This is a genomic window from Tardiphaga robiniae (assembly GCF_013359755.1).
Classification (GTDB): Bacteria; Pseudomonadota; Alphaproteobacteria; order Rhizobiales; family Xanthobacteraceae; genus Tardiphaga; species Tardiphaga robiniae.
The window spans coordinates 75232-99356 of record NZ_JABMCJ010000094.1 but is presented as its reverse complement, the minus strand read 5'-3'; the positions used below and the strand labels follow the sequence as shown (position 1 = coordinate 99356).

17 protein-coding genes and 1 tRNA gene are annotated in these 24125 nt (G+C 61.3%); 8 read left to right on the top strand and 10 right to left on the bottom strand.

The features are described from left to right. The first annotated feature begins 598 nt into the window (after positions 1 to 598). Entirely contained in the window at positions 599 to 1591 is a 993-nt protein-coding gene (locus tag HP556_RS26695; RefSeq protein ID WP_210269344.1) for a glycosyltransferase family 1 protein, read from the top strand. Between the two features lie 74 nt (positions 1592 to 1665). On the opposite strand, the gene HP556_RS26690 is transcribed toward HP556_RS26695, so the two are convergent. Beyond that, positions 1666 to 1742 (bottom strand) — tRNA-Arg (locus HP556_RS26690). Positions 1743 to 2126: 384 nt separating this feature from the next. On the opposite strand from HP556_RS26690, the gene HP556_RS26685 reads away from it, so the two are divergent. The 3 genes from HP556_RS26685 to HP556_RS26675 all read left to right on the top strand — a co-directional run bounded on the left by HP556_RS26685 (position 2127) and on the right by HP556_RS26675 (position 5291). Next, a complete protein-coding gene (locus tag HP556_RS26685; protein WP_175369201.1) occupies positions 2127 to 2939 on the top strand; it encodes a class I SAM-dependent methyltransferase in 813 nt (270 codons plus the stop codon). 185 nt (positions 2940 to 3124) lie between these two features. Beyond that, complete coding sequence (locus HP556_RS26680) at positions 3125 to 4090, top strand: amidohydrolase family protein (protein WP_175369200.1); 966 nt, start codon at positions 3125 to 3127, stop codon at positions 4088 to 4090. A gap of 112 nt (positions 4091 to 4202) precedes the next feature. Next, positions 4203 to 5291: an acyltransferase family protein gene (locus HP556_RS26675; RefSeq protein WP_175369199.1), complete on the top strand. Its 1089-nt coding sequence runs from the start codon at positions 4203 to 4205 to the stop codon at positions 5289 to 5291. Positions 5292 to 5299: 8 nt separating this feature from the next. Here HP556_RS26675 and HP556_RS26670 read toward each other — a convergent pair whose 3' ends face one another. From HP556_RS26670 to HP556_RS26650, 5 genes are all read right to left on the bottom strand, one after another. Beyond that, complete coding sequence (locus tag HP556_RS26670) at positions 5300 to 5800, bottom strand: hypothetical protein (protein ID WP_175369198.1); 501 nt, start codon at positions 5798 to 5800, stop codon at positions 5300 to 5302. Between the two features lie 46 nt (positions 5801 to 5846). Next, entirely contained in the window at positions 5847 to 6023 is a 177-nt protein-coding gene (locus HP556_RS26665) for a hypothetical protein (RefSeq protein ID WP_175369197.1), read from the bottom strand. A gap of 208 nt (positions 6024 to 6231) precedes the next feature. Next, complete coding sequence (locus tag HP556_RS26660) at positions 6232 to 7278, bottom strand: polysaccharide deacetylase family protein (protein ID WP_175369196.1); 1047 nt, start codon at positions 7276 to 7278, stop codon at positions 6232 to 6234. 115 nt (positions 7279 to 7393) lie between these two features. Further along, positions 7394 to 7798: a YccF domain-containing protein gene (locus HP556_RS26655; RefSeq protein WP_093757646.1), complete on the bottom strand. Its 405-nt coding sequence runs from the start codon at positions 7796 to 7798 to the stop codon at positions 7394 to 7396. A 94-nt stretch (positions 7799 to 7892) separates the two neighbouring features. After that, positions 7893 to 9614, bottom strand: a complete 1722-nt coding sequence (locus HP556_RS26650) for a putative bifunctional diguanylate cyclase/phosphodiesterase (RefSeq protein ID WP_246297939.1) — start codon at positions 9612 to 9614, stop codon at positions 7893 to 7895. Between the two features lie 612 nt (positions 9615 to 10226). On the opposite strand from HP556_RS26650, the gene ssuD reads away from it, so the two are divergent. Genes ssuD through HP556_RS26630 form a run of 4 tightly spaced genes read left to right on the top strand, consistent with a single transcriptional unit; the run spans position 10227 to position 13722 of the window. Continuing rightward, positions 10227 to 11384, top strand: coding sequence for an FMNH2-dependent alkanesulfonate monooxygenase (gene ssuD, locus HP556_RS26645; protein ID WP_068730429.1), 1158 nt, complete (start codon positions 10227 to 10229; stop codon positions 11382 to 11384). 19 nt (positions 11385 to 11403) lie between these two features. Then, positions 11404 to 12210, top strand: a complete 807-nt coding sequence (ssuC, locus tag HP556_RS26640; protein ID WP_175369195.1) for an aliphatic sulfonate ABC transporter permease SsuC — start codon at positions 11404 to 11406, stop codon at positions 12208 to 12210. Between the two features lie 32 nt (positions 12211 to 12242). Then, positions 12243 to 13094, top strand: a complete 852-nt coding sequence (locus HP556_RS26635) for an ATP-binding cassette domain-containing protein (RefSeq protein WP_420878715.1) — start codon at positions 12243 to 12245, stop codon at positions 13092 to 13094. A 25-nt stretch (positions 13095 to 13119) separates the two neighbouring features. Next, positions 13120 to 13722, top strand: a complete 603-nt coding sequence (locus tag HP556_RS26630; protein ID WP_175369193.1) for a flavin reductase family protein — start codon at positions 13120 to 13122, stop codon at positions 13720 to 13722. 73 nt (positions 13723 to 13795) lie between these two features. Here the strand turns inward: HP556_RS26630 and HP556_RS26625 are convergent, their stop codons facing one another. From HP556_RS26625 to HP556_RS26610, 4 genes are all read right to left on the bottom strand, one after another. Further along, complete coding sequence (locus HP556_RS26625; protein WP_175369192.1) at positions 13796 to 16021, bottom strand: CHASE2 domain-containing protein; 2226 nt, start codon at positions 16019 to 16021, stop codon at positions 13796 to 13798. A gap of 10 nt (positions 16022 to 16031) precedes the next feature. Beyond that, positions 16032 to 17339 (bottom strand): HlyD family type I secretion periplasmic adaptor subunit, encoded by a 1308-nt coding sequence (locus HP556_RS26620; protein ID WP_175369191.1) that lies wholly within the window; start codon positions 17337 to 17339, stop codon positions 16032 to 16034. Beyond that, on the bottom strand, positions 17336 to 19093 hold the full coding sequence (locus tag HP556_RS26615) for a type I secretion system permease/ATPase (protein ID WP_175369598.1): 1758 nt from the start codon (positions 19091 to 19093) through the stop codon (positions 17336 to 17338). The genes HP556_RS26620 and HP556_RS26615 overlap by 4 nt, the downstream gene beginning before the upstream one ends. A 138-nt stretch (positions 19094 to 19231) precedes the next feature. Continuing rightward, positions 19232 to 23776: a cadherin-like domain-containing protein gene (locus HP556_RS26610; protein ID WP_175369190.1), complete on the bottom strand. Its 4545-nt coding sequence runs from the start codon at positions 23774 to 23776 to the stop codon at positions 19232 to 19234. Positions 23777 to 24125 lie beyond the last annotated feature (349 nt).

Here is a 24125-nt window from a genome sequence, read left to right as displayed (position 1 = left end):
GATCAGCTTCATGACCAACCAGGTATGGATCCAGTCCGCCGCACGCTCAGGATGTCATGCTTCATCATGTCCTGTAGAGGATGTGGCTGCAGCGCGTGGTGCACCCAGTTGAAGACATGGAATATGGGTGGTGGCGCGGGGGTCGCTCATCGACTGATCCTGCCGCGTCAGCGGTCGCGGTGCGGAAAGTGAAAATTGGAATGCCCGCCGACCTTCAACAGGTTGAGCAGCGGTCCCCGCCGAGTGTTGTAGAAACTGCAGCCGGTGCAGCAAGCGGATGAAGGGTGTCGGATCGCAGGCGGCTGTGGGAGAGGCTAAAAGGCGCCTTGAGGCCAGCTCGCCAAAAACGTTTGCAGACGGGCATGTTGCAGCCTTCTTCGCCCTCGTCAGACGCGCTTTTTTGTTGCATTCATGTCGTGTCGCGCATCAATCCGTGATGGTGATACCCGTTCTATTGCAACTCCTGTGAGCTGGCCTCGTCTGTTAAGGAATTCCATCGGTGAGTGCGACGGCAGAAAGCCCAAATAGGACCAGACCGAGAATCCTCGAATTGGGCTCCTGGCACTACTGCAAGGATATCTATCCGGAAGAGACGGATGTGCTCTGGACGGGGGAACGTCCGATCCCTCGCGGACGAGCGGCAAAAGGCTTTGCCGACTGCACGCCCTGGCGATTCATCAAGGCGATGCGTGAGGCGCGACGCGGGGCATACGACCTGATCATCGTCTATATGCCACTACGCCCGGCGTGGCATCCGCGCTACTGGCTACGCGCTTTCTTCCGGCAACCGCTTCGCCCGCTATCCGCGATGACAAGAGTGTTCGGCGTCTCCTGGCTACGATTCGTGAAGCCTCCCGTGCCGATCGCCGTTCTGGATATGAACGACGCCTTCATCGTCGGCTCGCATAACTTTTTTCTGCTCGACAAGGCTACCGCGGCTTTTAAACGCGAGCTTCCCGTCGATCGGTGGCACATTCTCTGCCACTCGGCCCATCCGGCACTTCCGACGCGGCGCATACGGCGCAATCGGCGCTGGAACGAACGTCTGGCGAAGATCCGCCCCATTTCGCTTCCTGCAACAAGGATCGATACCGATAGCGAACCTCCGGAAAAGACATCTGACGTGTTTTTCGTTGGCGAGGTCGCGGAAAATTCGTGGGTGCGCCGTGTCGGTCTTTCAGAACTCGAGGCGTTGAGAAGCAAGGGTCTCAAGGTCGATATTCCGCATGAGAGGCTACCGCATGACGAGTTCCTGCGGCGGCTTTCGAGCGCATGGCTGGCGTGGTCACCGTCGGGCTATAGCTGGGAGTGCTATCGAACCGCCGAGGCGGCGCAATGTCTGACCGTGCCAGTTCTCAACTATCCGACGGTCGAGCGTCACGCGCCCGTTCGAGAACACGAGCATGTCCTGCTGTACGACGTAACGCCGGGCAGTCTGTCGGCCGTGATCGAGCGCGGACTGAGCAACAAGCCGCGTCTGCGCCAGATGGCATTGGGTCTGCGCGAGCATGTTCGCAAATATCATCTGCAGGACGCGATGGTCGATTATGTCATCGACGAGACGCTGCGTGCTGATGGTCGAACGGCTTAACGGAAGCAAAACTCTGAGGCGCAATCCGTTGGGCTTGACCCCGCAAAGGCCGCCTAGCGCGGCGCGGCAAGATCTGGCGCACCCGACACGATTCGAACGTGTGACCTTTGCCTTCGGAGGGCAACGCTCTATCCAGCTGAGCTACGGGTGCTTCGAGCGTTCATTTAGCCGATTGGCCGGGCGGCGGCAACGGCTGGCCGGGGCAGGATTCGGCGAAAAATGGCTTGGTTGGAGGGGCGCTGCCCTCTTTCAGGCGATGGTCACACGTTCGAAGCGTGCCTGGATGCGCAGAAGCGCTCGCGCCGCGGGTGTGGCGGGTATTTCGAGAGGGCGAGGGGACCAGGTTGCGCCCGTGATTGTCCTGGAACCTCGCCCATTTGCTCAATCACGCTGTGTTTGGCAACGGGACGTCGTCCGATCGCGAATGCTGAACCTAGACCAAGAGCCGAGTGACATAACTGCGGCTACCTAGGCGCCATTCTGCGAACCGACCCAGGCGCCGGCCGTTCCCGCGTTGAACATCGGAGGACGTCCCATGAATGCGAACCAGGCTCTTTGGGAGAAAGGCGATTTCACCCGTATCGCGGAGACGATGCGCGCCAGCGGCGAGGGGCTCGTTGCGTCGATCGGGATCACGCGCGGAAGTGACGTGCTCGATCTTGGATGCGGAGACGGAACGACGGCAATTCCCGCAGCAAAAGCCGGGGCAAACGTCACAGGCGTCGATATCGCGCGCAATCTGGTGGACGCCGGCAACAGGCGTGCCATGGCGGAAGGGCTTACGTGTCGCTTTCAGGAAGGCGATGCGTCGAATCTAAAAGATATCAAGGACGACAGTTTCGATCTCGTTGTCAGCATCTTCGGCGCGATGTTCGCGCCCAGGCCATCGGATGTTGCCAGGGAAATGGTTCGCGTCACGCGGCCAGGCGGCCGTATTGTGATGGGAAACTGGATCCCGAACGATCCCACCCTGGTGGCGCAGATCCTTAAGATCAGCTCGTCCTATTCGCCCCCTCCGCCGGAAGGCTTCGTAAGTCCCATGACCTGGGGGCTCGAGGACAATGTTGTCGAGCGCTTCACCTCGGCCGGCATTTCGAAGCCAAATATCTCATTCGCTCGTGACTCCTACGAATTCAACTTTGCCGGACCGCCGGCAAAGTTCGTCGACCAGTTCAAGGCATATTACGGCCCGACCATGAATGCCTTCGATGCGGCTGAAAAAGACGGTCGCGCCGACGCCTTGAAGGGAGAGCTTGTAAAGCTCTTCGAGAGTCAGAATAAAAGCTCCGATCCTTCGACGACATCGGTGAAGGCGACGTTCCTGCGCGTCACCGTCCGCAAACCGTGACATGACTGCAAGCGAGCTGCTGCACAGCCAATTCGACATGGGGCTGTGCAGCAGGAAGGCGATCCCCGTCGTCTTTGCTCTGCAGCATGTGGAAGCACACTTGACATGGATCGCGAAACGATCACGTTGGCCTCAATCAAGTGAACGCCGGCCCAAAATGGCGTCACGACATCAGGGAGGAACCAATGTTCACAAGACGCGGTGTTCTGCTCTCTTCAATCGCGGGAGCGGTCGTGCTCAGTAATAGATTTGCGGTTGGCAAGGCCGCGCAGCCGGCGACGCCAGTGAATTTCCAGGTGCCTGCAGACGCCTGCGACTGTCACACCCATATTCATGGCGATCCCGAAAAATTCCCGTTTTTTGCAGGCCGCGTCTATACGCCGGAACTGGCGTCGCCGGAGGAAATGGCGGCGCTGCACAAGGCACTCGGCGTCAAGCGCGTGGTGATCGTCACGCCCAGCATCTACGGCACTGATAATTCGGCGACCCTGTTCGGCATGAAGGCGCGCGGCAGCGACGCGCGCGGCGTTGCTGTTATCGATGACAAGACACCGGAGAGCGAGCTCGACGCCATGAAGGCGGCCGGCATTCGCGGCATGCGGATCAATCTTGCGACCAGCGGCGTGAGCGATCCCGCCATCGGCAAGCAGCGTCTTCTCGGCGCGATCGAGCGCATGAAGACGCGCGGCTGGCACATCCAGATGTTCACCAATCTGCCATTGGTATCCGCGATCAAGGAGGTTGTTGCCAGTGCGCCGATGCCGCTGGTGTTCGATCATTTCGGCGGCGCGGAAGCCAAGCTCGGGCTGGATCAGCCGGGCTTTGCGGACCTGCTCGACCTCGTCAAAACCGGCAAGGCCTATGTGAAGATTTCCGGCGCCTATCGCGCTTCGACACAAGGGCCAGATTACCCGGACGTCGCACCGCTGGCGAAGGCGCTGATCGCCGCCAATCCGGAGCGGATCATCTGGGGCACCGACTGGCCGCATCCGGATTCGGTGACGCCGGCTGGCAGGAAGCCTACCGAGGTCACGCCGCTCTTTCAGATTGACGACGGCCGCCTGCTGAACCAGCTCGCGGTGTGGGCGCCCGACGCGGCACTTCGCAAGACAATCCTCGTCGACAATCCCGCACGGCTTTACGGCTTCTGACCGCTGGCGTCACCTCGCGGCCTTCTTTGTCCCGCAAGAGTTCCGGATCGGCGGAACTCTCGTCTCTGCCAGAGGTTTGCCCCCGACCGCGACGGGCGGTTGAGGGAGGCCCATGCTGTCAAATCTGCAGGTGTTGCGCGGCATAGCTGCCCTTGGCGTGGTGTTCTTCCACACCGGCTACAAGTTCGCGGGCGATTGGCACACCGAATTCTTCGGGGTCTCCACCTTCTTCGTCATCTCCGGCTTCATCATGTGTTTCATCACCCGGAAGGGTGATGACGATTTTCTCGCCAAGCGCCTGGAGCGGATCGCACCGCTCTATTGGCTGTGCACAGCCGTGCTTCTTGTCGTGATGTTCGGATCTGCGCTGCTTGAGGCAGAGACATGGGCAAAGCCGTTGGATGGCCGTTCGTCCGAGCCGCTCTGGGCCTATGTCGGCCGCAGCCTGATGTTCGCGCCGATCGGTGACAAATATCCGATCCTGAATGTCGGTTGGTCGCTGAACTACGAGGTGTATTTTTATCTGATCTTCGCAGCCGCGCTTGTGATCAGCCGCCGTCTGGCGCCGCTGATCGTTGTCGGATGCCTGGTGGCGTTGAACTATGCCGCGGCCGCCGTCTGCACGGCGGCTGCCTGCCACTATCTGTCCTTCGACTATACGAAGTTCTTCATCGCCGGGATCGCGATCTTCTATGCGTTGCAGGTTTTTGCTCCCGCTGCACCACAACGCTCCATTGTCTGGATCGGCGCCGCACTCGTCACACTCTGCTATGGGTCCCAATTCGTGGGACCGCTATGGGCAAACAGCGTCACGCCGTCGGTCTATATGGCGCTCGCCGCAGCCGCGCCGGTCGTGATTGTCGCCAGTGCGCTGTTTGTCGAATATGCCGGCGGTGCCATAACCTGGCAGCCGCTTATTCTGATCGGCAATGCGTCCTACGCCATCTATCTCACGCATCCGATCGTTTTCGACGTTATGAAAACAGGTAATGAGCGATGGCTTCAGCTGCCGACGCCCGAAGCATCGACGATGATGATGCTGTGTTATGTCGCCATAGCCGGCGGCGCGGGCATCGTCGTGCATCTCGCAATTGAAAACCCACTGCTTCGCGTGATCAGGCGCAGGCGGCAACCGGGCATCAAAACACTCGTGTCAGGCAGTGGGCTTGATGCTGTGGGTCGACAGCATCAAGCCGCATAGGTTCTGCCTCAGCTCCGGATCATATTGATCGAGACGTCGCGGATCTGACCCTTGGAGCTGATCGAGACCAGCTGCTTGTTGCCCTTGGTCGTCAGCGTCAGGTTGGCGGCGAAGCCGGCGGCCTCGACGAAGACATCGATCTGGCCACCGCCGGCGCTGCCCTGCAGATTGCCGAAGATATTGCGGCTGGCTTCGCCCCAGGTGCCGGTCACCTGATTACCCTGGCTCTTCACATCGCTGCTGAGTTCGAACTTGTAGCTGTCGCTGGCGCACCGGAGGGACTGTTTCAGCGCGGTACCGCCGACGACGTTGTAGGTGGCGCGGCAGCGAATTTGTTCGGAGGAGCCATCCGACAGCGACACGGTGCCGCTGCCGCTCCACGATCCGTCAAAGCCGGCAAAAGGGCTCGCCGACTGGGCATGGCTCGCCGTCGCCGACAGCATCAGGATTGCGCCGACAGTGGCGGCCTTGAGGGTGTGTCCGATCAGATTTGCGCTGAATGAGGTCATGGTGATGGCTTTCTGTGTCTGGGGATATCGGAGGGGAGCGGTGCGATTAGGCGCGACGCGTGAGCGTCAGATAGGCGAATTTCGCGGTCGCCGTATCAGGGGCGATCTGCGCGCCGTTGTAGGAAAAGGTGCCGATACCCGGCAGGTCGTTCATCGCGGTGCCAGAGAATGACGGGCCGGCAAAGGCGAACGAGAAGGCAAGGATGAAACCGATGATGCGCATGTGACTGTCCCTGTTGGGCGGCGCTGTATGCCGCTTCGTTGGACAGATGAATAACCATGCCCGGTTTCAGGCGGTCTGCGTCGAGGTGGATAATGGTTTCGTCGGGGGATCGTTTTGTTTCGCCGCGCGCCTTGCCACGAAACACAAAAAGGCCGGGGCAGCGGTGCCGCCCCGGCCTCGATTGGGTTCAACCCGAGTGGATCAGGTGTTAGTCGACCGTCTGGATCACGTTGGAAATCGGGCGCGCATTGCTGGTTTTCACTGGCTGCAGCTCGGCGGCGATGGCGGCGTCGTAGCTTGCGATCGTCGGCAGCGTGTCCTTGGCGCGGATATGCACGACCTTGTAACCGCCGGCCTTGAGCTGGGCGAGTAGGTCCGGCACGGCAGCCGCAGACCACTTATGCAGGTCGTGCATCAGGATGATGCCTTTGCCCTTCTTCTTCAGCTTTTCCATCACCGAGGCGACCAGCTTGCCGGCATTGTGGATGCGGAAGTCCTCAGAATCGATGTCGATGGAGAAGGCGGCGATGTTGCGCTCGGCGAGATATGCCTTCAGCTCCGCATTCTGGCGCAGCTGCGGGAAACGGAAGAAGGGCGACAGCGGCTGGCCGGCCATCAGGGTGATGGCGCTGATGCCGCGTTCGATCTCGTCCTTGGCTTCCTGCGGGGTCTTGGTCGCCAGATTCTGGTGCGACCAGGTATGGGTGCCAACCGAATGGCCAGCCGCGATCACCTGCTTCAACACCGCGGGATGCCAGGTGGCATGCTTGCCGATCGGGAAGAACACGGCCTGTACGCATTGCGCGCTGAGCGCAGCCAGCACGGCAGGCGTGGTCACCGGCCACGGGCCGTCGTCGAAGGTCAGCACGACTTCGCCGGGCTGCAGGAAGTCGTAGTCGCGATATTGCGACATGCCAAGGCCGGGGCCGCCGGTGGTGTCGATCTGCACGGTGCGTGACACGCCGAGCGCGTTCGGATTGTTGCAGACGGGCTTGGCGATGGTCGGGCGCTTTTCCGCCGCGGGAGCCACGGGCATGGCAGCCGGTGCGGCTGCGACAGCCTGCACGCGCGGCGGCGGTTCGGTCGAATTCGACTTCGGCGCGCGCGTGTCGATCGAGGCGGTGGTGAGCTCGCCTTTATCGGCTTTCGCACTGGTCTGAGCGCCGGCGGGCCCGAAGAAATGCCAGGCGCCAGCGCCCGCGGCGACAACCGCCGTGAAAGAACCTGCAACGATCAAAAAAGGAAGTTTACGCATAATCACTCCGGCGCCCGAGGCCCACCTCGTTTCACCATTGAGCGAAATAGTTAATCACGCGTATGCGCGGCGCAGTCTCAACGAGAAAATTTGAATTCGTTCAACGCAATGCGCGTTAGGCCGGTACGATGACCTTGCCGATCGGCCAGAGTGCGATGCCGGCGAGCTTCAGATGTGCCCAGGCAAAGGGGATGCCGACGATGGTAATCGCCAGGGCCAGCGCCGCCAGGAGATGGCCGATCGCCAGCCACCAGCCTGCCAGCACCAGCCAGATGATGTTGCCGAGGAGGCCGAAAACGCCGGTGCCAATGTCGCCGCGGCCGGTGACGGCCTCGCGGTCAACGGCGCGCTGGCCGAACGGCAACAGCGTATAGGCGGCGATATTGAAGGCGGCGCGGGCCCAGGGCAGGCCGATGATGGTGATGGCCATCACAACGGCCGCGATCAGCCAGCCGACCGCCATCCCCAATCCGCCGAACACGATCCAGAGGATATTCAGAAACAGCGGAACGACGGGCATGGGGACTCTCTGGTGATGCGTAGCGCGTGGTTTTCAGTCCCTTAACAGATGGGATGTGGTTGCGGGATGACAATGACGGGGAGAGGGCGGTGCCTCAATAGCCCCGGCCGCCGGCGCGGGAATAGGCCGGGCGGGGATCTGCTACCGGGCGAGCCGATGGTGCGCTGCGCACGTCGCTACTGGTGCGCGCCTGGGGCTGCAGTTCTTCCAGAAAGATCGGCTTGGAGAAATAATAGCCCTGCGCATAGCGGATCTTGGTCGCGGCCTGAAGATAGGCCAGTTCCTCGAAGGTCTCGACGCCTTCGGCGATCACGGTCATGCCCAGCGCCTCGCTGAGCGACTCGATGGCGCGGAGGATGCCTTGGCTGCGCGGGCGCTTGTGGATGTCCGTAATGAAGGATCGGTCGATCTTGATTTCGTCGGCGGTGATATCCGCCAGCGCCGACAACGACGAATAGCCGACGCCGAAATCGTCGATGGAGATACCGACGCCGAGCGCGCGGAACATCGGCAGGATGTCGTCCTGGAAATGCGTCTTGGCGACGAATGCGTCTTCGGTCACTTCGACCATGAAGCGCGTCGGGCAGCCGGTCTCCTCGATGGCCCTGGCAAAGGCGCGCATGAATTCCGGGTTGCCAGCCTGTTTGGCGGCGACGTTGATGCTGATACTGGCGGTGGCGCCGAAGGTCTCGTCGATCAGGTCGATCGACTTCATGATCTCGGCGAGCACCAGATGGGTGAGCTCGTCAATCAGGCCGAGTTCGACTGCCAGATTGATGAAGGTGCTGGGTGCCTGGATCACGCCATCGTCGTTACGCAGCCGCACCAGGGCCTCGATACCCTTGATCTCCAGGCTGCGGATATCGACCTTCGGTTGAAACGCGCAGCAGAACCGCTTGTCGAGAATCGCCAGCCGCAACGACTGTTCGGTGGCCATGCGGGTCAGCGCCTCGCTCTCCATGCTGGAGTCGAAGAACACCGCAGCGCCCTTGGTCTCATTCTTCACGCGATACATCGCGATATCGGCGTTCTGATGCAGCGTGTCGTAGTTGCGGCCGTGTTCGGGATAGAGGCTGACGCCGATCGAGGCTGAAGCGAATACTTCGGAGCCGTCGATGAAGAACGGCGCACGCAGCCGCTGCACCAGCAGTTCCAGATATTCGGCGACCTCCTGCTGGCTCTGGATCGGGTTCAGCAGCAGCAGGAATTCGTCACCGGAAATCCGCGACAGCATGTCGGTGCCGCGCAGGTCGAGCGCCAGCCGCTTGGCGAACTGTACCAGCAGCGCATCACCGACACTATGACCGTAATAGTCGTTGATGTGCTTGAAATTGTCGATGTCGAGGAAGGCCAGCGCAAAATGTGATGTCTCGCCGGAATGGCCAATGATGTCGCCGACATGTTTCTCGATCACACGCCGCGTCGGCAGATCAGTCAGCTCGTCGTAATAGGCGCGACGAAACAGCTCTTCTTCCATCTCTTTCTGCCGGCTCACATCGGTGGCGCTGGACAGTATCACGCTGCGGTCACCGATACGCACCGGGCGATGCGTGGTCAGGAACACGCGCCGGTCGCGTTCGGAATTGACGCGTTCCTCGAACACCGCGGAGCGGCCGGACTGCAGCAGGTCGAGTGCAGTCGTGCGTCGATGCGTCAGTGCCTGCACCAGAAAATCCGACTGCGGATCGGGTCTGTTGAACTGGTCTGCCGATGCATTGAACTGGATTGCCGCGGCGTCATTTACCAGCAGAAAGTCGCCCTGATCGTCTTGCACAGTGACGGAGGCCGGCAGCATGCGTACGATCTCGCGCAGCATCTCCAATTCGCGTGCGGCATCGCTATCCACGAATCCGGTAGCAGCCTCGGTGGAAGAGGTTGCGGTCGGGCGGTCGCTGTCCATTGGAGAGGCCGACGAGCCTGAGGTGGATGCGTTCTGCATGGTGGCCGAGCCTCGCAAAACGCCTTGTCGATTTGGTTAAGTCGGTTCGCAAAACGCGGGTAGTTGTGTAAATGCCGCACGATTTGGAGCGGTAGCGGTGCTGACGTCATTAACAAAGCGTCAATGACGGCGGCGAAAGCGCCAGATTGCTCAATGACGGCCTGTACGATCATTCTCATGATGAGCCTTTGCGCAAAACAATCTGAGTGTCGCGCGCCGCAATCTCAGCATGAAATTCTCCACTCAGTCGCGCTGATCGCGGGTCGGGCTCTTGCATTCCAACCCACGCGGTTGTGATCGCTGCGGGATGCAGGATTGGTGGAGAAAAATGCGCTGCATATGCCCGGAAGTTTGAAAGGAACGCCTCGTCATCGACCTAAGTCACAGTGCGCACGTCGCTATTTTCCCGGGCCACTCGACAGACTTATGTCATGACACCATCCTCTCGCGATGCCGCAATGGTCGCCCGATGCGAGAGAGACGTCGCCGATGAGTAATCCATCCAAAGCCAATGTTCTCTGGTTCCTGCCGACCCACGGCGATGGACGCTATTTGGCATCGACCCATGGTGCGCGCGACATCGACTTCAAATATCTCCGTCAGATCGCGCAGGCCGCCGATCAGCTGGGCTATTTCGGCGTGCTGCTGCCTACGGGGCGCAGCTGCGAGGATTCATGGGTGGTTGCATCCGCTGTGGCCCCGTGGACCGAACAGCTTCGCTATCTCGTGGCCGTTCGGCCGGGCCTGCAATCGCCGAGCGTCGCCGCGCGCATGACCGCAACGCTGGACCGTGTCACCAACGGTCGCCTCCTGATCAATGTCGTGACTGGCGGCGATCCCGTCGAGAACAAGGGCGATGGCATCTTCCTGCCGCATGACGAGCGCTATGCCGTCACCCGCGAATTCCTCAACGTCTATAACGACCTGCTGGCTGGCAAGACCGTCAATGTCCAGGGCAAGCATATCCAGATCGAGGATGGTCGTCTGATCTTCCCGCCGGTGCAGTCGCCGCGCCCGCCGCTGTATTTCGGCGGCTCGTCGGATGCCGGCATCGATGTGGCGGTGGACACCGTCGACAAATATCTCACCTGGGGCGAGCCGCCTGCGCTGGTCGCCGAGAAGGTCGCGCGCGTCAAGGCTGCTGCCGAAAAGCGCGGTCGCAAGCTGTCTTTCGGCATCCGTCTTCATGTGGTCGTGCGCGAGACCAACGAAGCCGCATGGAAGGCTGCCGACGAACTCATTCAATATGTCACCGACGACGTCATTGCCAACGCGCAGAAGACATTGGCCCGGCAGGACTCGGTCGGCCAACAGCGCATGATGCAGCTGCATGGCGGCCGCCGCGACAAGCTCGAAATCAGCCCGAACCTCTGGGCCGGTGTTGGCCTCGTACGTGGTGGTGCCGGTACGGCGCTGGTTGGCGATGCGCAGACGGTGGCGGCGCGCATCAAGGAATATCAGGACGTCGGCGTCGATACATTCATCATGTCCGGCTATCCGCATCTCGAGGAGGCCTATCGCTTCGCCGAGCTCGTCTTTCCGCTGCTGTCGCTGCAACAGCACGACAACGTCACATCGCTACGTACGCGCACCGGACCGGTCGGTGAAATCGTTGCCAATGAGCACCGCGCGCAGAGCGCCTCGTAATTCCAACAGGCACCCCATCATGAGCATTGTTGAAATCCTTCCCCGCGTTCGCAGCTTTCGCTTGCCGCGCATCGATGGCCTGACTCAATGGATCGTGCCACTGGTCATCCTGCTCGTCTGGCAGGCCGCTTGCGTCACGGGTTACGTGCCGGCGCGGGTAATGCCGGCGCCGACCGATGTTGCCTTGGCTGGCTGGAAGCTGCTGATTTCGGGCGAACTCGCCCAGAATATCTGGGTGTCGTTCTGGCGCGCATCTGTCGGTTTCCTGATCGGCGGCAGCATCGGCTTTGCTTTCGGTCTGGCCAACGGTCTGTCTCAGCTCAGCAGCAAGCTCACCGACACCACGCTGCAGATGGTGCGCAACGTGCCGCATCTGGCGCTGATCCCGCTCGTCATCCTGTGGTTCGGCATCGATGAATCGGCCAAGCTGTTCCTGGTCGCGCTTGGCGTATTCTTCCCGATCTATCTCAACACGCTGCACGGCATCCGCACCGTCGATCCGCAACTGATCGAGATGGGCCGCATCTATGGCATGAGCAACAGCGAGCTGTTCCGCCGCGTGATCTTCCCGGGTGCGCTGCCGTCGATCTTCGTCGGCGTCCGCTTCGCGCTCGGCATCATGTGGCTGACGCTGATCGTGGCCGAAACCATCGCGGCCTCGTCGGGCCTTGGCTACATGGCGATGCAGGCACGCGAATTCATGCAGATCGACGTCGTGGTGCTCAGCATCCTGATCTATGCGCTGCTGGGTAAGGTCGCCGACAGCGCCTCGCGCGGGCTGGAACGGCTGACATTGTCCTGGCACCCGGCTTTTCAGAAACATTGAGCGAAATTCGGAAGCGAGAATTTGAAATGACCGTGCAACAGTCTCTTCGCCTCAGTCATGCCGATGCACAGGTCATCGATGTGCCCGTCGATTTCGAACAGGCCATCGCCACGCAGGCGCGGCGTCCGTCCGAGCAGAAGTCCCGCGGTCTGTCGCTCACCATCCGCGGTCTCCGCAAATCCTTCGGCAGCAATGAAGTGCTGCGCGGCGTTGATCTGCATATTCCTGCCGGCCAGTTCGTGGCCATTGTCGGCCAGAGCGGCTGTGGCAAGAGCACGCTGCTCCGCCTGATCGCAGGCCTCGACGCGCCGACTGCCGGCACGATCAGCTTTGGTGAGGAAACCCGCGCGGAAGACATCCGCGTGATGTTCCAGGAACCGCGCCTGTTGCCATGGGCCAGCGTGCTCTCGAATGTGGAAGTGGGCCTCGGGACCGACCGGACATCGGCCGATGCCAAGGCACGCGCTGAAAGTGCATTGACGGAAGTCGGCCTCGCCGAGAAGCGCGATCAATGGCCGTCCGTGTTGTCTGGCGGCCAGAAGCAGCGTGTCGCGTTGGCGCGGGCACTGGTCAGCCATCCGCGTGTGCTGGCGCTCGACGAGCCGCTCGGCGCACTCGATGCGCTGACCCGTATTTCGATGCAGCAGTTGCTCGGTCGCGTGTGGCATGACCAGACCTTCACCTCGATTCTCGTGACGCATGACGTGTCCGAGGCCGTGGCGCTGGCGGATCGCGTGCTTGTGATTGAAGACGGCCGCATCGCGCACGATATCAATGTCGATATCGCCCGGCCGCGGCAGCGCGGCTCGGCAGATCTTGCGGCGCTGGAAGGTTCGATCCTGCGCAATCTGCTCGGCCCGGGAGCCGACGCCACTGGCTTGTGAGACTATTGTGACCTGCGAGGCTGCCATGAATTCCGTCGTTCGTAACATCACCGTCGATCGCGAGATTTCCTCTGATCGCGGGGTCTCTTCGCAAGAATTCCGTGGCGCCATGCGAGTGCTGGCCGGCGGCGTCAGCGTCATCACCGTCGGGCGTGGCAAAGACATCACGGGCATGACGGTGACATCGGTCTCGTCGCTGTCGGTCGATCCACCGACGCTGATCGTCAGCGTCAACAGGGAGTCGTCGTCCTGGCCACTGCTGCAGCGCTACGGCGCCTTCGGTGTCAACATTTTGTCGGCTGATCAGCTCGACGTGGCCGAGTGGTTTTCGGGCAAGGGCGGATTGAAGGGCGCAGAACGTTTCGTTGGCGCGCAATGGGTGACCCGGGCAACCGGCGTGCCGCTGCTGGCCGGCAGCCTTGCGGCAATCGACTGCGACGTCGAGGAAGTCATCGAGCGCCACTCCCACGCCATCGTCATCGGCCGCGTCCGCGATGTCATCACTTCGGTTCCGCACACCGCGCTGACCTATTGGGACGGGCAATATGTCGCGATCGACCAGAACGAAGACAATCTGAAGCTCGCCGAAGTCAGCGTGCCCAGCATGCGGGCACTGCGCGAGATTTGATCCGTGGATTGTAGGGTGGGTTAGCGCAGCGTAACCCACAGCCCGGTGGCGCAATGCGCTTTGCTATTGTGCCCTACTTCGACAGCAATGCAAACGAGCCGTTCCAGTCCGCTGGTGGCGGGGTCTCCTGATAGGCGCGGATGCGCTTCTCATAGAGCTCGTAGAGCTTCTCGAGCGCATTCGCGACATCGGAATTGCGGCCGCGCTCGACGGCGTACAATGCGCCGTCCCAGTCGCGACTACGATAGCAAGCCAGCATCTCGATGGTCAGGTTGCGCAGCGTCTGGAAGCGTTCCGAATGCGTCACGTCCTCGCGTCCGGCTATGGCGTAGATCACTTCCGGTTCTTTCTTGCCCTTCACCATGATGAAGTCGAGTTCGAGAATGGCGAACTTGTCCTTGACGGCGAGCGCGGTCTTCGAGCCGACGATGATCGGAAAGCCGTATTCCTTTGACTGGCCCTCGAGACGCGAGGCCAGATTGACGCTGTCGCCGAGTACCGAATAGTCGAAGCGCAGATCCGATCCCATATTGCCGACCACGCAGATGCCGGTATTGAGGCCGATGCCGACATTGATCGGGATATAGACGTGGCCGCCGTTCTCGGCCTCGGTCTGGCGCAGCTTGTTCAGTGCGTCGATGCGATCCAGCATGTCGAGCGCGGCATGGCAGGCATTGATCTGGTGCTGATCGTCATCGAGCGGTGCATTCCAGAACGCCATGATGGCGTCGCCCATATATTTGTCGATGGTACCCTTGCGATCGAGGATTGCATTGGTCAGCGGCGTCAGAAAGCGGTTCATCAGCGTGGTCAGGCCATGCGGATCGTGCTTGTAGGATTCAGAGATTGTGGTGAAGCCGCGCACGTCCGAGAACATGATGGTCATCTCACGCTCCTCGCCGCCGAGCACCAGTTTCTCCGGTGACTGCGCGAGTTGAGCCACCAGCGCCGGCGACAGATACTGGCTGAAGGCCGAGCGGATGCGGCGGCGCTGCGCCTGCTCGCGCACGAAATTGCTGAAGATCAGCGTGAGATAGATCAGTGTGGTCGAGAGCAAGGGATAGGTGAAGTCGATCAGCAGGCGGTGCTGCGTGTAGAAATACCAGGATGTACCGGCGAGCAGCGCCGCAAACACGGCGCCCATGATGATAAGGGTGACGGGGCCGAACATCGGGGCGAGCCAGATCACGATGATGCCGAGAATGATCGCAATGCACAGTTCGGCGCCGCGCGTGTAGGCCGGCTGCGACAGCACGGTCTTCGTCAGCGCACTCTCCAGCACCTGCGCATGAACCTCGACGCCGGGAATCACTGCATCGAGCGGTGTCGTCTTGGTGTCGAGCAAGCCGACCGCCGAGGTGCCGATCAGCACCAGATGCCGTGCGATCATTCCGGGTTGCACCGTGCCATCGAGCACGTCGGATGCCGAGACATAGATGCTCGGATCGCGCTTGGCGAAATGCACCCAGATCCGTCCTTCGCTGTCGGTGGGAATCTCCAGACCCTTGACCGCAATGCTCTTGATGCCGGCGCGGTCGGATTTGATCAGGATCGTGTCGGTGCCGGTGATGGCGCGCAGCATTTCGAAGCTCAGCGACGGCATGACTATGCCTTGCGCTTGCATCATCACGGGCACGCGGCGCACGAGACCGTCGCGCTCCTGACTGATGGTGAACAGGCCGCGTCCCATGGCGGCCTTTTCCAGCAGGTCGATATTCCGGATCAGTCCGGGAAACGCCAGCATGAAAGGCTGCGGATCGCCGCCGAGCATGGCCAATCCCGTCAGGGGCAGAGACTTATCGAGTTCCGAAACGATATAGGGCAGGCCGGACTCGCCAAGCACCACGCGCCCGCGCCGAATGGCGTCGGCCAGCACCTGATCGTTGCTGGGTAATGCTTTCAGCCGGATGCGCGTCTCGTCATCGAGCCCCGTAAAACTCTCCGCCGCCAGCGCAGGATTCAGCCGGTCCGGTTCGGGGAATACGATGTCGAAGCCGGTCACGACGGCGCCGAGCTGGTTCAACCTGGTGACAAGCTCGGCGATACGCGTGCGCGGCCACGGCCACTGGCCATATTTTGCGAGGCTCTTCTCGTCGATATCCACGATGGTAACGGGCTTCGCCGTCTTCAGCCGCGGCTGGATCACTTGATAGGTATCGAAGACCCGCAGCCGCAATTCCTCGATGGCGGGTGGATCAGCGATGCGCAGCAGTGCGAGGCCCAGCAGCAAGACAAGACAGAACGCCCGTGCCCAACCGAACCGCTGCGCCAGCCGTCTCACTCGCCGCATGCGCTTCATGGGTGACGGGTCATTTCTCGCGGAAGGCGCGCATCAACTGATCGCTTAGCGGCTTGGCGAGATAGGATAGCATGGTGCGGTCGCCGGTCTGCACGAAGGCTTCGACAGGCATGCCGGGGATCAGGCGCACATCGCCGAGCTTGGCGACTTCCGATGCCGGCATCGAAATCCGGATCGTGTAGTAGCTCTGCCCGGTGCGCTGATCCGTCGTTGTATCCGGCGAGACGCGGCTGACGGCGCCGTTGAGCTCCGGCGTGGTGCGCTGGTTGAAGGCGGAGAGGCGCAGCAGCGTCTTCTGGCCGATCTGCAGCTTGTCGATATCCTGCGGATTGACCCGGGCCTCCACCGACAGATTGTCGGTCTGCGGCACGATCAGCATGATGGCGTCGCCTGCGGTAATAACCCCGCCGATCGTATGCACGGTGGACTGCAGCACCATGCCGTCCTGCGGCGCGCGGATGTCGATGCGGCGTAGTTGGTCCTCGGCAGTGACCTTGCGTTCGACGAATTCGCCGATCTTGTCATTGGTCTCGCGCAGATCCTTGGAGACCTCGCTGACGAGGTCCTTGTCGATCTGGAAAATCTGCAGCTCGATCTCGGTGATCTTGCCCTTGGCTTGGGCGCGGGCGGCGATGAACTGCGCGCGTTCGCCGGCGAGGCGCGCGGCGTCGCGTTCCAGCACGGTCAGGCGCGAGATCTGCACCAGCTGCTGATCGAACAATCCGCGGACGCCGACCAATTCCTTTTCCACGAGCGCGATTTCGCGCGTCTTGGCAGTCTCCTGCGCGGTGAGGCCGGCGATCTCCTCGTTGAGCTGCGCGATGCGTTCGCGAAGCTGCTGCTTCTGGCCGACGCGGCCGGTCGAGCGCACATTGAACAGTTTCGTTTCGCTGGCGATGACGTTCTTCACGTCGTCATCTGCGATCTGCTCGATAAGCTGCGGTGGAAACGTAATACGATCGACGCCGCGCTGCTCGGCTTCCAGCCGCGCCGCACGGGCCCACAACCCGTTGAGGTTCTTGGTGACGATGGCGAGGCCGGCCTTGGTGACGGTGTCGTCGAGACGCACGACGACATCGCCGGCCTTCACCACGTCGCCGTCGCGGGCGCGCACTTCGCCGACGACGCCGCCGGTGGGGTGCTGGACTTTCTTGACGTTGGAATCGACGACCACCGAGCCGGGCGCGATCAGGGCACCGGAGATCTGCGCCGTCGACGCCCAGCCGCCCAAACCGCCTGCGAGCACGAGCACAACGACGAGGCCGATAATGAGGTGGATTCGGATCGAGCGGCGCGATCCTGTCAGCGGCGCACTCATGGCTTGGCTACTCCGCCGTCGGCGACGATCTTGATCGGCTGTGCTGCCGGGCGCTGCAGCACCTGGCCCAGCACGGTCTCCTTCGGCCCGAAGGCCTGCATGCGACCATCCTTCAGCACCAGCAGCATGTCGACGCCTTCGATGCCGATCGGCCGGTGTGCAACCACGATGACGATGGCGCCGCGCGTCCGGGCCGCGCGCACGGCCTTGGTCAGCGCTTCATCGCCTTCGGTGTCGAGATTGGAGTTCGGCTCATCTAGAACGATCAGGAACGGATCGCCATACAGTGCGCGCGCCAGCGCGATGCGTTGCGCCTGACCGGCGGACAGAACGCCGCCGTGATCGCCGACCTGCGTATCATAGCCCTCGCGCATGCCGACGATGAGGTCATGGACGCCGGCCTGCCTTGCCGCGGTGATGATGTCGTCATCCTTCGCATCGGGATCGAAACGGCAGATATTGTCGGCAATGGACCCTGCAAACAGTTCGACGTCCTGTGGCAGGTAGCCGATATGGCGGCCGAGATCGTCGGGCGCCCATTGGTCGAGCGCCGCGGCGTCGAGCCGGACATGACCGCGCACCGGCTTCCAGACGCCAACCAGCGCGCGCAGCAGCGATGACTTGCCGGAGCCCGACGGTCCGATGATGCCGAGGCCGTTGCCGGCCGCGAGTGCAAACGTGATGTCGCTGACCGTGATCTTCTGCTCACCCGGCGGTGCGATGCTGACGCCTTCGATCGTCAGTTTCTGCGACGGGTTCTGCAGCTGAGTAACAGCTGCCTGATCCGGCAAGGCGTATAGAAGCCCGTTGAGCCGATGCCAGCTCTGCCGGGCGGTGACAAACCCCTTCCAGTGCGCGATCGCCAGATCGACCGGCGCCAACGCACGGGCGCTGAGGATCGAGCCGGCGATGATGATGCCGGCGGTGGCTTCCTGATTGATCACGAGATAGGCACCGACGCCGAGCACCGCCGATTGCAGGATCATGCGCATGACCTTGGCGATGGCACCGAGACCGCCGGCCACATCGCTGGTGCGCTGATTGCCGGCCAGATAGGTCTCGTTGGCCTCGCGCCAGCGTTGCGTCAGACGCCCGGCCATGCCCATCGCGACGACGACTTCGGCATTGCGCCGGCTGGCCGAAGCAATCCCGCTGCGACGTGCCGCAAGGCCGTTGGCCTCGCGCGCAGGTTCGCGGGTCATGATTTCTGTGAGGATCGTCAGGCCCACCAGCAGGATGGCGCCGACCAGTGCGGTGACGCCGATCATCGGATGAAACGCAAAGCAGATCGCCAGATAGAGCGGCAGCCAGGGCAGGTCGAACAGCGCGCTCGGTCCCATGCCGGAGAGGAACGAGCGAACATTGTCGAGATCGCGCAGCGGCTGCAGACCTTCGTTGTGTCCGCCGGCAAGGAGGGGCAGTCGCACCACGGTCTGGAACACGCGAGGGCTCAGCGCCTCGTCGAGCGAACTACCGATCCGCACCAGAATGCGGCCGCGCAGCAGGTCGAGAATACCCTGAGCCACGTAAAGGCCGCCGGCCAGGACGATGAGACCGACGAGGGTCGGCACGCTGCGGCTTGGCAGCACGCGGTCATAGACCTCGAGCATGAAGAACGAGCCGGTCAGATACAGGATATTGATCATGCAGCTCATCAGCCCGACGCCGAGAAAGGCGCCGCGGCAGGCCCGCAAGGCATCGCCAAGCTCGGTCCGCGCCGGCAGGCTGGAGGTTCGTGACAGGCCACGCTGCATCGTCAAACCTTTGCGGATCATGCGGACGGTCGCTCGTCAGGTACCAAGCGCCACCCAAAGCCCCGATCTGACAGCCATTATGCCATCAGTCAGGCGACTTGTGCAGGTGCTGTCCGCGGGACGGTTAACGGTGCCGCGTTACGCCACGTTGGAATAGGGGTGGACGATGAAGTCGCTGGCGTGCAGCTGGGACATGTGCACGTTATTGAGTTGCAGCGTGTCACCGCCATCGAGATGGATCAGGGTATTGTTTCCCTTCTGCTCGATTCCGCCGGACAGTTCCCAAAGGGTCAGCTTCAAATCGCCGAAGGGGCCTGAAAGATTGGGCACACCACGAATGTGGTCGAGCACGATCTTGTCAGTGCCGACTTCGAAGTCCGTGACGATATCCTTATCGATCGATCCGCTATGCGACCCGAAGACGAATTGATCCGAGCCGTGGCCACCCGTCAGCATATCTTTGTTGGCCGTTGCGAAGATGACGTCCTTTCCATCCGTGCCGTTCAGTGACACCTGCGTATTGGACTGGAGAGGTGCTGTATTGAAGATGAAATTGACATGTTCGCTTGCGCCGAAGCCGTCAGTGATGGTGACCGCAACGGTGGCTTGAGGCGTTTCCGAACTGGTTGGTTTGAAGGTGAAACCATCTTCGAGATAATGATCAATAGACGAGAGTGATCCCGACTTCACCGCCGTGCCGTTGATGTCCAGCTTATAGTTCTCACCGCTGGACCAATCTTTGTCCCACACGGACACGTCGGAAATCTTGAAATAGCCGTCGTGGAGCTTGGAAAGCTCAGCCGACGACGTATTGATGTCGGGCGCGTCATTGCTCCAGGTCATCTCGGTGCCACCGTGATGGTCGGAGTCGATGTCGAGATGTTTCAGCACGCCTGGATCGGTCAGCGTGAAATAGTCGTTCTTACCCCAGCCGTAATGCACATCGACGACGCCGTCGTGCTGGTCGAACCAGAGCTGCCAGGGCGAGATGCCCTTCAGGTCGATCGTGTCGCCATAGGACAGACCGGATACCGTGCCGACAAAGTGAGAGCCACGGTCGAGGATCAATTCGTCGCTGCTGACGCCGGAGAATGTCACATTGGCATCCGACCAGCCGCCGAATTCGAGATTGCCGCCGCTGATTTTCGCGGTGCCGTGGCCGGTGACATTGCCGCCGATCTCGAACAGGCCGGCATAGGCTTCGATGGTCCCGTAATTGACCAGATCGCCTTTGATTTCGAGACCGCCGGTGGCCATCGACGCGATCAAACCAAAGTTGATCAGGCTGCCCTTGCCGGTGTCGATAATCAGTGCGTGCGAGCAGTCGGATGCGATGATCTTGCCGTCGCATTGATTGACGATGCTGAGCTTGCCGTCGCCGAGCTTGCCATAGCCGTTGATTGTGTTGTCGGCATTGATGAGTTTCGAGCTGAGCGAGTCGCCGGTGATCCGGTCGGCGCTTCCGTCGAGCGTCACGGTGCCTTCGCCATCGAGCGTGACCGTGCCATGGATCAGCAGGGTTGCGCCGGCCGTGTGATCATCGACCAGCAGCGTGCCGGTGTTTTGCACGACGCCGTGGACTTCGAGCGTCGTGCCCGGTGCGAGCTGGATATCGCCGTCGTTCACCAGTGTGCCGGTGACATTCAGCGTTCCGGTGCCGGTCAAATCGAGCTCGGCCTGGGCACCGATGTGAAGCCCGGCGATTTCCAGCAGGCCGTTGAGATTGAAGGTAACTGTCCCAGTATTGATGTAGACGATCTCGTCTGCCGTCGGGACGATTCCGAGGGACCAGTTGCCCGGCGTGTTCCAGTCACTGTTGACGGCGCCAGTCCAATAGTTGGACGCGCCGTAGGGCGGCGGTGCAGCGATGATCACATCGGTTGGGCCACTGGCAACCAGTTCGGCGGTTCCACCGCCGTCGGTGTAACTGACGATAACATAGACGGTCACACCGACATCTGCGGATGTGAGGACGTAGCTGCTACCCGTGGCCTGCGAAATCGCGACAGGTCCATTGGAGCCGGGGCTCGAGCGGTACCATTGATAGTGAAACGTCTCCAGCCCATCGACATCGGCCACGCTGCCGGTCTGGGCGGTGATCGTCGCGCCTTCCTGGAACGTTCCGGCGATCGTGACCTTTCCGCTGGGCAAATCATTGACCGGCGTGACGTCGAACGCTGCGCTGCCGGGAACTGATGTCACACCGTCGGAGATTTCGTATGTGAATGACACGGGCCCGTTGAAATCGGACGCGGGCGTGAAGGTCCAGGTGCCGTCCCCGTTATATGTCAGCGTTCCGCAGCCGTTCGCAATTTCAAGGCCGGTCACGTGCAGCGTTTGGCCGTCGAGATCTGTAGCATTTGCCAGCAGCTGCGCTTCTGTGATGACCAGACAGTGGTCTTCCGCGATGGCCGTGAGCGCGACATCACCCTCGACAACCGGCGCGTGGTTCTTACCGGGCGCGACCGTGCCCTCATAGGGGGCACTGAGATTGTTGTGGCTGCTGCCATCGTCGACCTGCACCGTAAAGGTGGGCTGACTCGTGCTGCCGTCACTGACGAAACGGACATGATGTTGGGTGAGTTGGTAGCTCGTGAAGGTGTAGGAGGTCTCGGAGGAGTCCGTCTCGTTGGTTACACTCAGGAGCTGAAACACGGAATTCGTCACCGGCACCCATGCGGAGCCGTCCCACACTTCGAATGTGCCGCCAGTGACGTTGCTCACCGTGAAAGTGAAGTCGGTCGTTCCGTCGGGATCGCTGACCGTGAAGCTTGTATCGCTCAGCACCGTAACGCCGCCGAGGACGACCGCGATCGACGAGCCGGTGATCACCGGCGCGTCGTTGACGCCCGTGATCATAATCGTCTCGGTCTGCGCCACGCTCGCGCCATGCGCATCGATGATATTATAGGTGACCTTGAGGGTCGCGGTCTGGCCTTCGCCGAGATAGGAAAATGCGTTCGGAGCGATTTCCAGCGTGGTGCCGTTGAGCGTCACGCCGACATGCGTGTTGGTCGGCGCACCATTGTTCAGTGAAAATTTCCCACCACTCACGGTCAACGTCGCGGTTTCGCCGAGATCGGCGTCGGACGCGCCGGCGAGCAAATCGAAGCTCTGGGCGGCAGTGCTCTGCGTTGCGGCGGCTGTCAGCGCAGATGCAACGACCGGCGCATCATTGGAGCCGTCGACCGTGAAGGTCAGCGTCTCATGGGTTGTATCCGGCCCGGACTGGCTGTCGAAGCCGATGGTGTAGACGGCCTTCTGTCCGGCAGCGAGGAACTTGAACGCTGCCGGATCGTAACTGACATGACCGGTTTGTGGATCGACGGTGACCAGCGATTTGAGGTCAAGCGACGTGGGTGTGCCGCTCGGGCCGCTCGCCGAAATGATATGCGCGGTGCCCGGCACATAGGGTGTCGCAACGTCGCCGCTGTCGGGATCGGTGATCTGGACCTGATCCCTGATTTCAAAGCTGGTCTTGTCGACCGGCAGCATCACGACAACCGGAGCGACGGTGACGATCGGCGCGGTGTTGAAGCGCGTGAAGGTAACATCGATCGGTGGCGTAGTAGAACCATCGCCCTGCAGCTTGATCGGGACGGTGTAGGGCTGGTTCGGCAGAAAATCCGGAATAATGAATTTCAAGGGATCCGGACTGGTGCCGGAATTAGGATCGCCCGGAGATGAACCGCCGCCGGGTCCGCTGCGCGGATTGGCGTTCGGAACGTAGTTCGGGAAATAGGTCTGCAGCGTTTGCTCAATGATCGCCCGTGCGATCGGCGTCAGCGGATCGGCGATGCCTGTGGATGTATCGCCATTGCCGAGCACGCTGGTGACCTGACCGGCCGCATTGACGGTGCCGATCGCCTGGCCGCTGGTCTTGCTATACAGCACATAAGAGCCGGTCACGCCGTTGGGCTCGACCAGAACCTGGAATTTCACCGGCGGTGCGCCGCCCTGTCCGGGCACCTCGAAACCGATTTCGACCAGTACGGCGGTGCCGCGAATGCCCATGGTGGCAACGGGCGTATCGACGCGCATGTTGCCATGCTTGGCAGTTTCGCCGGCAACGAAAGTGATCGTGCCCTGCACGAGGCTGAGCAAGGATGAGTTCGCCGATCCCTGGGGATCGTAGACCATCTCGTTCAGCACCATGCGTGCATTGGCCGAGAGGCCAAACACGGTGCCGTCGATGAAAGTCATGGTCAGCGATGAGTCCCCGCCGGCCTGGACAACGTCGCCCTTCTGCACCTGATCGCCGACATTGAGCATCACGGAGACGCCATTGCGGATCGCAGTTGCGCTGCCGGCTAGCTTGCTGACGGTGCCAATGACTTGCGCGGCGGCAGTGGCACCGCCGCCGAGCTGCGCGACCTGCACTTCACCAACAAGGGCGGTGACGAGGTCGCCGGACAGCTGCGCGCCATCGGGCGACGACAGAGCTGCGCGCAGCGAACCCTTGAAATAATCGGAGACGACGTGTTCGTGCCCGTCCTTGGACAGCACGAGATCGACGCCGGAGCGCTTGTAGTCGCCGGAGAACAGCAGGTTAGCATCCTGCACGACAATCGCGGAACCGGCCGTATGAGCGGAAAACGTATGGCCAATACTGCCGCCGCCAGCCGTTGGTTCGGCCGGAGCATCGCCAGATTGCGAAAAATCGAATGGACCCGCGTAGTTCAATTTCTACCGCGCATGGTTATGGTTATTAATTAGCTAATTTGCGAGCCATGCATACCACTGCGGGGTGCAATGCGATAGTGGACGTCTGCGCATCACTTTTTCAAGTTATCGCCCGCTTTGTGAAATCATCCGGATGCCACTGATCCATATAGTGAATTTTCGTTAACGATGTTCCGAGTTCGGGCTGTGTTCCCGGTTCCGGAAATCGACGCCGCTGGAACGAATGCGTGAGGTAATATAATCCCTCTCGTGCGAGCCTTTCGGCCATTTCGATAAAATTGTCGTCAAGCCGGTTAGCCCCCCTTCAGCCTGTCCGCGAACTTCGCCGACCCGGCTAACCCCTTTTAAT